Below are 9,835 nucleotides of genomic sequence, written 5' to 3'. Positions count from 1 at the left end.
CGAGCGATGGGCCGAGGTGGTCGATGACGCGGTCGGCCGCGGACTTCGAGATACCGAAGAGCGGAGCGAGTTGGCGCATCGTCAAGTTCGTGCGCGAGTAAGCCGCCACGAGCAGCACCCGGTCCTCCAGCGGCAGAGCCCACGGGCGACCCTTGCGGACTGGATCTGCACCTTCACGGCGCAGCGCGGTCACCAGCTTGCCGAAGGAGCGCGGGCTCAGCCCGGTGAACGGGGCTATCCGCAAGATCATCTCACCTGTGACCAGCAGTTACGGGACAGCCCTTAGCCAAGTGAGGCATTCCCCAGGTTCAAATTGCCGTCCCCTACCGCGCGACACGACGGGGCGGCGCAGGGGCTCTGCGGAGCTGCGGGGACCGGCCCCGGCGACGGGTAGCGCACGAACTGTGCCACGAGCTGAGCCCTGACGAGGGGCTCCCGGCTGCGGCGGGCCTACGGGACCGGCATCGGCCCGGTCCCGCCAGCGTTGTGGGCCCGGCGGGTCGCGGCGGCGACGGAGGCCATGAGCTCCGCGTCCAGAAGGGACGGGTCGGCCAGGCGGGTCGGGGCGGCGTATGAGTTGAGTAGCGCCTTGGTGACGCGCAGGGCTGCCTCGGGCCGGCGGATGAGCGGCTTGGTCCATGCGGTGACGGCCTCGTCGAGGGCGTCCTCGGGCACGACTCGTTGCAGGATTGACAGGTCGTGCGCCTCGGCCGCGTCGAAAGCCCGTCCGGTGAGGATGAGTTCGCGTGCCCGCACTGCGCCGATCTCGTGGATCAGTCGGGGAAGCACGCCGCCCCAGGCGGTGGGCAGACCGAGCGCCAGCTCCGGTAGTCTGAATCCCGCGGTGTCGGCTCCGACACGCAGGTCACAGGCGATGGCGAGCGCCAGGCCAGCGCCGATGGCCTTTCCCTGCACCCTGGCGATGGTGACGGCCCGGTTGGTCGAGATCGCCTCGCAGACGCGGCGTGCTTTGTCGCCGGCGATCCGGATGCCGCGGCCGGTGGGGTCCTCGTCGAGCCAGTCGGCGAATTCGTTCCGGTCTCCGCCCAGGCAGAAGTTCTCCCCGGCGCCGCTGAGCACCAGCACCCTGACCTCGGGGTCCGGCTCGGTCAGGACCGTCAGCAGGTCATCCAGCATGTCCTCGGTGACAGCGTTGCCGGTTGCGGGACAGTCCAGTTCCACGCGCAGGACAGAACCCTCGCGCGCGGTTCGCACCGTGCTTGGCCGCCCGTACGGGTGCAGGAAGTCGGGAATGGAGAGCCTCATGTCGTCACGCCCAGCCAGGTCACACGCCGGAAGACCATACGGGACGCGTAGACGGGTGGCGCGACGATGCGCAGGGTGGGGAAACGATTCAGCAGCTGGATCAACAGGGTGCGCGCCTCGAGCCGGGCGAGTGCCGCGCCCAGGCAGTAGTGCACGCCGCCACCGAAGGTGAGGTGGTCGCCGGTGCGCAGGATGTCGAAAGCATCGGGGTCCTCGTTCCGCCGTGGGTCGTGATTGGCGGCCCCGTACATGACGTGGACCATGCTGTCCTTCGCTATCGGGATACCTGCCAGGATCGTATCGTCGGCGGCGACACGGCTGTTGATGTGGATGGGCGGGTCGTAGCGCAGGACCTCATCGATGGCGGCTTCGATGTGTTCGGGATGCTCCCCGAGCCACGCCCACCGGCCGGGATCGCTTACCAGCAGCCACACCATGACTGACAGGAGCGTCGCGGTGGTCTCCAGCGAGGCGATGGTGACGAACATGGTGAGGCGGTAGAGGGTCTCGTCCGCCGTGGCGCGGTCGGGCTCCAGCGCGTCCCAGGTCCGTATCCACCCGGACAGCACGTCATCGCCGGGATTCGCCCGGCGCTGCTCGATCAGGCCAGTGAAATACGTCCGGAGCTGGACGGTCGCCTCGGCGGACACGTCGAGCTCGCTCCTGGTGGGGATCAGCTCCTGCGCGTGCACCTGACGGTGGGTGATGTCCAGGATGCGGGCGTAGTCATCCGGCGGCAGGCCCAGCCAGGAGCCTATCGTGTTGATCGGCAGCTGTTCGCTGACGATGCTGACGAAGTCGGCCTCACCGCTGCGCAGTACTTCGGCCAGCTCGTCGAGGAGTCGGGCGACGTCCTGCTCCACGTGCGGCGTCAGTTCCTGGATGGTCGACCGGTCGAAGGGGTTCCCGAGGCTGCGCCGTTGGCAGGTGTGCTCGGGGGCGTTGAGACGGGAGAGGGCCTTGGTCATCTCCCGCGTGGCGGGGGCGTCCCAGCGCCCGATGTCCGCCCGGCGGCCCTGCCAGGCGAAGTCGGGCGCCAGCCAGTTGCGGCCGCGCAGCACCTGACTGCACGCATCGAAGCCGGTGACGAAGTGCCCGCCCCAGGGAGCGCGTACGACGTCTCCCATGCTCCTCAGCTCACCCAGGAGACCGTAGGGCTGGGCTTGTCCCTCCGGGGACTTGAGTCGTCGGAGGAGGGAGATGAGAGCGCGGCGGTCGACTGGGAGCCTGACTATGTCGGCTATGGCGCTCACGCAGAGATCCTTACCCTGGGCTGCTGGTTACCGACCAGAATCTACCCTTCCGCATCTAGCTCCCATGCACAGATAACTGTTGCTCCCGTCACAGCGAAATACCCTTGTTTTGCACCTTGTCATACGCGGAAGACGTCCAGGAAGGAACTCCACCAACCCTTCGCCTTCTTCTGCGGCCCCGCTGCGTCACGGTACGCGGCAGGAGACGAATCGGACGTCATAGGCCCGGACGAGACAGGTGTCTGACCGACCGTCGCGGGATGACGCGCGGCAGTCGGCGTGAACCGGACGGGCAGGGAGACCAGGGCCCGGTGGAACGGCCCCGGCCGCCATTCAACCCCTGAGGGGTGCAACGCCAGGGTGAGGTCCGGCACGGCGTTGAGGACCTTCTCAATCGCGGTGAGGGCGATCAGCTGGGCCGGCGACTTCGCGGGGCAGACGTGGGGCCCCGCGCCCCAGGCCAGATGGGCGCCCCTGCTCAAGGTTTGACGGGCGTCCGTCAGCGCCGGATCGCTGTTCGCGGCGGCAAAGCTGATCAGTACGGGGGTGTCTGCCTTCAGCGTCACGCCGCCCAAGTCGATGTCCTGGACGGGGTAATGGGTCGCGTAGTTGGCGATCGGCGGGCTGTTCCAGAGCACGTCGTCGAGGGCGTCCTCGACGAGCATCCCGGAACCGCGCCGGTCCGTGCCGGAGCCGTCGCTGGACAGTATGAGCAGCAGGGCGTTGGCGATCAGATTACGTTCTGGCTCGACCCCCGCGCCCATCAGCATGACGAGCTGGTCCTTGAGCTCCTCGTCACGGAGTTCGGCCGGGTGCTGGATGAGCCACGAGGTGATGTCCTCGCCGGGCTGGCGGCGCTTCAGCGCGACCAGTTCCATCAGACAAGCCGTCAGGTCGGCGTTGGCCCGCAATACGTCCTCACCGTCGAAGATGGCCGACATGTCGCGCGTAAGGCGGTCGCCAATATCGCCGGGGCAGCCGAAGAGGTGGTTGAACAACAGCAGCGGCAAGAGCTTGGCGTATTCGTTGAGCAGGTCCGCGCTGCCGCGTTCGATGAACTGGTCGATGAGGTAGCCGCCGATGCGCTCGACGTCCCGGCTCAGTCGGCTGGGGTTCAGCCGGCTGAGACTCTCGGTGACCGCCTTGCGCAAGCGCAGATGCTCGGCGCCGTCCGTGAACAGACAGTTGGGCCGGTACGCCATCATCGGCAGCACCGGACTATCGAGCGGCACGCGGCCCTCGTTCAACGCCGCCCATCGCCTCGCGTCACGGGCGAAGTACGCCGGGTTCTGCAGAATCCGGAGCGCGGCCTCATGCTGCACCACCAGCGTAGCCTCCACCCCGGGGGCCAGCTCGATCGGGGCGGCGAGCCCGTGCGCCCGAAACTCGTCGTACATGCGATGCGGATCGGATGCGAATTCTGGCCCGTAGAGCGACGTCTGCCGCTCCTTGTGCATCGGGCACCCTACGGGGGCGCCGTGCGGGGTTGCCCCGGGCTGGGAGTCCATGGGTAATTCCTCACTATGAGCGGGAACCGGTGGGCCCCCGCGGCGGACGGAAGGGAGGTCATGCCACACGTTGCAGAAGGTGCTGGACCAGAGTGATCAGTGCCTGGGCAGACGATTTCTGGTCCCGGGCGTCGCAGTACACGACTGGGGTGCCCGGCAGCAGATCGAGAGCCTCACGCAGCTCCTCCTCGCCGTGCCGAGATTCCGGGTCGAACGAGTTGACCGCCACCGCGTACTCCAGCCCGTACGTCTCGACCAGGTCGATGACGGGGAAGGTGTCGGAGAGGCGGGCCGGGTCGACAAGGAGCAGCGCGCCAAGTGAGCCACGCGCCATGTCCTCCCACAGCTCCACGAAGCGTTGTTGTCCAGGTGTGCCGAACAAGTAGAGAACCAGTTCTTCGCCGAGCGTCAGACGGCCGAAGTCCAGTGCGACCGTTGTGGTCTCCTTACCGGGCGCGCCCCGGAGATCGTCGATGTGGGCGCCGGCTTGCGTCATCCGTTCCTCGGTACGCAGCGGGGTGATCTCGGAGAGGGTGCCGATGAGCGTCGTCTTGCCCACCGCGAAGTGTCCGACAACAAGAATCTTCGCCGCACGCCGGATGGCGTCCGGGACATAAATGTTCTCAACCGAACCGGAGGTGGAGTCCATGCAACACCTCCTCAAGGATGTTTCTGTCGACAAGTTGGGCGGGTGGCGGAGCCTTGCGGCGCAGCAGGTGTCCCTGTTCCGCCAAATCCTTGAGCAGCAGGCGGGCCACGCCGACGGGTTGCCCCAAGTGGCCCGCCACCTCGGCCACCGATAGATAGCCGCCCGAACACAGCTCCCAGATCGCCCGGACCTCGGGGCTTAGGTTCGGGGCTGGCTGCCGATCGGGTGCGATGGTTACCAGGGTGACGAGGGACAGATCCTTGGCGCCTGGCAGACCGCGTCCGCCGGTGATGACGTACGACCGGACGAACTCGCTGCTGACCGGTTGCTCCTCGTCCGGCGTCGTCATGTTTCGCTTCCCGCGCTCTCGCGGGGAGGTGTGGTCATCGCCTTCCCCAGCGCGCTCACCTGTTGCTGCATACGGAAGGACATGGCCTCCATGTCCACGTTGGCGGCTGCGGCGGCTGCCAGGTAGGCGCCCGTGCCAGCGGCGATCAGGAAGATCCAGCCGCCCTCGTATTCAAGGAGCGTCTGCCGCCAGCGTCCGGGGGACGCGGTGCCGATGAACGGGGCGACGGCCCGGCTCAGCGACTGCATGGAGCTCATGGCCGCGGCAACGATCTCCGCGTCGTCCCGGCCAATGTCATCGGAGTTGGCCAGGAGCAGGCCGTCGGCGGACACGAGGATCGCATGCCGTGCACCGGGTACCTGGAGTACGTCGTTGAGTACCCATGACAGATCGGGGTTCACTGGATCTCGGGTCCTTCCATGGTCGTCGTGTCCCGCCCGGACCGGGTTCCGCGCTGGAATGCGCCCAGACGAGAAGCGGTCTCCTCGTTGCTGAGCGCAGGCTCGAGTTCGGTCGACGGCACCGTTGACACCGGGCTCTTGCGACGACGCTTCGGCAGGCCACCGGCGGTGGTGAGGCGGCCCGAGGCCTGCGGGTCGGAGGCCGGTAGCGCGGCCGGCGGGAAGAGCGGTGTGGGTGGATGGCGCCGGGAGAGCTCTGACGTGTCCGCCTCGGGTACGTTCGCGGCCGCGGCCGCAGGGGGGGCATCGCTGGTGAGGAGCTCGTCGGGCAGGAGAACGACCGCGCGTACGCCTCCGTAAGGGGACACGGAGTCCACCGAGATCCTGAATCCGTAGCGGGCGGCCAGCATGCCCGAGACGGCGAATCCGAACTGCGGAGGGATGCCCAGGCTGGAGACGCCGATCGCTCTCTCCGGAGTGAGGAGAGCCGCCGCGCGGTCCTTCTCTTCCTGACCCATGCCGAGACCGGCGTCGTCGACGATCAGGCAGACACCCGTCGGGACAGCCTGGATGTTGATCTCTACCGGGGAGCCTGGAGCGGAGTAATTGGTGGCGTTGGCCAGCAATTCGGCGAGGACCACCGCTACGGGCTCCACGGCCCTGCTGACGACCGAGAAATTCACCTGCCCGTTGACCCGTACCCGGTCGAACTGCCGGATGCGGCCCTGGGCGCTCCGGGCCACGTCGAAGACCGAGGCCACAGTCTCCCGACGGCCGAGCCAACCGCCGCAGAGCACAGCGATGCCCTGTGCCCGGCGGCCGAACTGATTGTTGGCGTGGTCGATGGCCATCAGGTCGGCGAGGATGCCGGGGTCGTCGCCGTACTTCTTCTGGGCCTTCTCGATCACGACTTGCTGCTCATCCGCGAGCCCTTGCAGGGTCCGCACGGCGGCTTTGAGAACCGCTTTGGTTTCTTCCTCGGCGTCCTTGCGGACCTCGGAGAGTTCAGTGGCGTGGCGCTGGAGCAGACCAGAATGGTTTCTGTTGAGGTCGTCCCGGTTCCGCAAGAGCGTGTCGCGCTTTCCCCGGAGTTCAGCGTTCTGTCTGCGCAGCTTGATGTTGGTCGTGCGAGCGCGAACGACGGCACCCACAGCGACCAGTGCTATGACAACCAGCGCCCAGAGGGAGGCGCCTTGTAGGAAGGTCATGAAACTCACTTCAAGTGCCATGGCGGGTAGACGGCTTGATGTCACCCTCACGTGCCGCATGCGCCTGGATCGATGAGCCCGGCTCGCATCACGTTCGGGAGGATTCTTCCGAATGCGGAGCTGAGGAGCACATCCCTCTCGGCACGCCCCCGCACGCCATCAGCCCGACCAGAAGTGAAATGATCTTATCAGCGACTCGCGAGACAATCCCGCGGCTGACACGTCAGTTGCACAGTTCACGAGGAGCGTTCACAAGATACGGGGCAAATCCGGACGGCTTTACTGTGGGTCTCAATCTGAGGTGTCGCCTCGCCCGGTCAGTCGACACCATTGTCAGGGATCCGGGGGCGCGGATCGCCGCCAACCTCAGCGACTTGCTGGCACCGCCCTGGGGCGGCTCCCCCGACACGCTGGGGTAGGCGTGGCGCGAGCTTCGCCCACGGCCTGGCGCTCGCTGCCGGTGACGATGCCGAAACCCGGACGTGGGCGCACTCGACTTCACCCTTCCATGTGAGGGTGCTCAGGTTGGAAGTCATCAGGGAACCCCGCTGACGACCAACTGCCATCACACGACAGGTGCCTGCGAGCAAAACAGAGCATGAACAGTAAATTACATGTCCAACATGCACCATATGCCCTGGCGGCTCCCCTCCATAGTTGTCGGCAGGAAGGATGGACGATTTCAGGATGGGTGAAGAGAGCACGCAATGACTGATGCCATGCAAGTCGAACCGGAATGGCTCGACCACCTAAGCCGACAACTGCGCGCCTCCGCAGAGGAGCTCGAGAAGCACGCTGAGCGGTTCGCGGTCCGGTGCGGTGGCGTCGGAGACGCGTACGGAAGTCTTGCCGAGGGGCAGGAAGCCGGCGGGCGATACCAGGTCGCAGTGGACTCGATGAACGACTACCTCACGCGTCGGATAGCCGAGCAGCAGGCGCAGGCAGACGCGCTCACCCGTGCCGCTGAGCACTACCGCGCCGCCCAGACCGAAGCCCTGGAAGCGATCCGCTGGGACGCGCGAAAGGCTCCTTATCCGGGCTTTCCCGGCCACTGAACGATGAACACTCAGCAAGCCTTGGCGGCGGTCGGAATTCCCTATTCCCCTGGACAGCCGACTATGCTGCGAGATCACTCCGAGGGTTGGCAAGACCTTGCGGACCATCTCGCGTACCAGCAGGTCAAGCTCGTTGAACTGCTCTCCCAGTCCAAGGAACGGTGGCGGGACGAAGCCGCCGATACCTTACATTCCTGGGCCACTACCCTGGTGACCAACGGCGATCACGTTCTGGCCCGGCAAGTTGCCCATACCCAGCGGGAACATGCCGACAGTCAAGAGCGAGCGCAGACGATCATCGAGGATCTAGCGGTACAGATCGCCATCACCATCGCCTTCATCGCCGCCGCCGCGTTCTTCCCAGCCCTGCTGGCTATCGCGGAGATTGAGCTGGCATTGCTGGCGGCCACCGCGGGCCGGCTGGTGCGGGTGCTGGCCGAGTTGCTGTCAACACTGGTGCGCTTCCTGGTACGGGCGCGCCAGGCGATCGACGCCTTCTCAAAGTTGTCCCTTCGTTCAGAGACCTTCGCCCTGGGCTACGGTCGCCTGGCCGCCGACGCGGCGAGAGACTTCACTATCGAACTGCTGGCCAACGTCACCACCTCGATGACCCTGAAGAAACCGATCGATCCCGGGAAGCTCTTCGTCAGCGCGACCGTGAGCTTTGGCGTGGGCGGCCTCTTTGGAGGGCTGGAGGCCAGCGGAGTACACAAGGTCCTCAATAGTGCGGGGGAAGTGACGCGTACCGCGGACGGCAAACCGGTGTTCACCTCATTCGGTGATCAGTACAAGAAGGCTGTGAACTCAATCGGCAGGCCTTCCGGTGATCCCGCCAGGACCGGTCGCCAGCCCGCGGAAGCCACCGCTCCCGCCCGGAGTCCCGGCGAAGCAGCGTGGCGGGAGTACCAAGCGGCAGCCGACGCAGCCCGGCCAATGGGTGATCGGACGGGCCCTGAAGTACGGCGTACCCTACTGGCCCGCGCCAAGGCCCGCCACCGTCTGGCGTTGGACCGCTCTCCTGGGGCCGGTTTCCTCAGCGCGGCCGAGGCCCGGGTCCGTGGTGCTGCGGACGAGTTGCGGGCAGCTGTCGACAAGCATGCCCAGGCAGGCCGTGAGGCGGCCGGCCTGCAAAGGCTCCGTGACGTCTACCGGGGCAAGGGCCGCCCCGGCTGGGTGACGGACGCCGAAGGACGTCTGGCGGTGGCCGAGGAGAGGCGTGCTGAACTCGAACGGCAGGTGGTCGCCGCTCGGGCCGCCCATACCGAGGCCGAACAACACTTGGCTGTCACTCGTGTGAGGTCGGAAGAGGCGGCAGCCGAAGTCTCCGACTCTGCCCGGGCTCATCGCATAGTCGCTGAGAATGTGGCCGCCCTCGAGCGAGTCAGCTCTGCTGCGGCCAGTGTTCGCGAAACTTCTTCCCTGACCGAGCGCTTCACACGCAACTGGGAGTCCAACGTGTGGAGGCAGGGCTTCGGTCGCTCCAGCGGTTGGCGAGAGTACGTCCTCTACGACGGTGTCAAGGACTTCAGCAAGGGATTCAGCGGCAACCTCATTCACACGGGCATCGCGGTGGGCGATGGCAGCAAATCGATCAGCTCCTTGTGGAAAGACTCTCTTCTCGGCGGCGTCGGCGGCGCAGCGCGGGGCATCCTCAAGGGCCGATTTGCAAACGTGGCCTTCCCCGGTGGTGGCCTAGAGGAGGTCGCATGGAAGACAGGTATGAAGGGCATGGACAAGTTCGTCCGCGACCAGCTCTATCCGGTAATTGGATCCCCCCTTACCACTCAGTGACCCCTGGAATGAACCGCCCGGGTTCGGTAGAGATCTCAGATTGTGGTTGTGACCTGGGGATTCGTGGTTGCGAGGTAGTAGTTGGTCTCGTATTCAACGGGTGGGATGTGCCCTATTTCACCGTGGAGCCGGCGGTGGCAGTACGAGTCGATCCACTCGGCGGTGGCCAGTTCGACCTGGGAGAGCGTCTTCCAGGGGCGCCCGGGCTTGATCAGTTCGGTCTTGAACAGGCCGATCGTGGATTCCATCAAGGCGTTGATGCTGATCGGAAAATTGAATCTCCCGGAGGGCAGGCGGCAGCATCCGGGCCGCTTGCGGACCGGATGTCGGGGTGGGGTCGGTCAGGCAACCGTGG

11 protein-coding genes are annotated in these 9,835 nt (G+C 66.1%); 2 read left to right on the top strand and 9 right to left on the bottom strand.

Annotation, left to right across the window (positions count from 1 at the left end; all coding sequences use genetic code 11):
• From ACIA8E_RS40975 to ACIA8E_RS40940, 8 genes are all read right to left on the bottom strand, one after another.
• Positions 1-250: transposase family protein (locus ACIA8E_RS40975; RefSeq protein ID WP_399307087.1), on the bottom strand; the 250-nt coding region annotated here is incomplete at its 3' end.
• A gap of 200 nt (positions 251-450) precedes the next feature.
• On the bottom strand, positions 451-1,266 hold the full coding sequence (locus tag ACIA8E_RS40970) for an enoyl-CoA hydratase/isomerase family protein (protein ID WP_399307084.1): 816 nt from the start codon (positions 1,264-1,266) through the stop codon (positions 451-453).
• A complete protein-coding gene (locus ACIA8E_RS40965) occupies positions 1,263-2,393 on the bottom strand; it encodes a cytochrome P450 (protein ID WP_399307081.1) in 1,131 nt (376 codons plus the stop codon). Before ACIA8E_RS40965 ends, ACIA8E_RS40970 begins: the two co-directional genes overlap by 4 nt.
• 245 nt (positions 2,394-2,638) lie before the next feature.
• Entirely contained in the window at positions 2,639-4,027 is a 1,389-nt protein-coding gene (locus ACIA8E_RS40960) for a cytochrome P450 (protein WP_399307079.1), read from the bottom strand.
• Positions 4,028-4,085: 58 nt separating this feature from the next.
• Positions 4,086-4,676: a GTP-binding protein gene (locus ACIA8E_RS40955; RefSeq protein ID WP_399307076.1), complete on the bottom strand. Its 591-nt coding sequence runs from the start codon at positions 4,674-4,676 to the stop codon at positions 4,086-4,088.
• On the bottom strand, positions 4,651-5,025 hold the full coding sequence (locus ACIA8E_RS40950; RefSeq protein WP_399307074.1) for a DUF742 domain-containing protein: 375 nt from the start codon (positions 5,023-5,025) through the stop codon (positions 4,651-4,653). Before ACIA8E_RS40950 ends, ACIA8E_RS40955 begins: the two co-directional genes overlap by 26 nt.
• Positions 5,022-5,426 (bottom strand): roadblock/LC7 domain-containing protein, encoded by a 405-nt coding sequence (locus tag ACIA8E_RS40945; protein ID WP_399307072.1) that lies wholly within the window; start codon positions 5,424-5,426, stop codon positions 5,022-5,024. The genes ACIA8E_RS40950 and ACIA8E_RS40945 overlap by 4 nt, the downstream gene beginning before the upstream one ends.
• On the bottom strand, positions 5,423-6,634 hold the full coding sequence (locus ACIA8E_RS40940; protein ID WP_399307070.1) for an ATP-binding protein: 1,212 nt from the start codon (positions 6,632-6,634) through the stop codon (positions 5,423-5,425). Before ACIA8E_RS40940 ends, ACIA8E_RS40945 begins: the two co-directional genes overlap by 4 nt.
• A gap of 707 nt (positions 6,635-7,341) precedes the next feature.
• Between ACIA8E_RS40940 and ACIA8E_RS40935 the strand changes: the two genes are divergently transcribed.
• Positions 7,342-7,689, top strand: a complete 348-nt coding sequence (locus ACIA8E_RS40935) for a hypothetical protein (protein WP_399307067.1) — start codon at positions 7,342-7,344, stop codon at positions 7,687-7,689.
• A 3-nt stretch (positions 7,690-7,692) separates the two neighbouring features.
• Positions 7,693-9,480 (top strand): hypothetical protein, encoded by a 1,788-nt coding sequence (locus ACIA8E_RS40930; protein WP_399307064.1) that lies wholly within the window; start codon positions 7,693-7,695, stop codon positions 9,478-9,480.
• 35 nt (positions 9,481-9,515) lie between these two features.
• Here ACIA8E_RS40930 and ACIA8E_RS40925 read toward each other — a convergent pair whose 3' ends face one another.
• Positions 9,516-9,728 (bottom strand): integrase core domain-containing protein, encoded by a 213-nt coding sequence (locus ACIA8E_RS40925; protein WP_399307061.1) that lies wholly within the window; start codon positions 9,726-9,728, stop codon positions 9,516-9,518.
• Positions 9,729-9,835: the final 107 nt, after the last annotated feature.

This window comes from Streptomyces sp. NPDC051664, from assembly GCF_044453545.1.
GTDB lineage: Bacteria > Actinomycetota > Actinomycetes > Streptomycetales > Streptomycetaceae > Streptomyces.
This window is presented reverse-complemented; position numbering and strand designations above follow the sequence as displayed.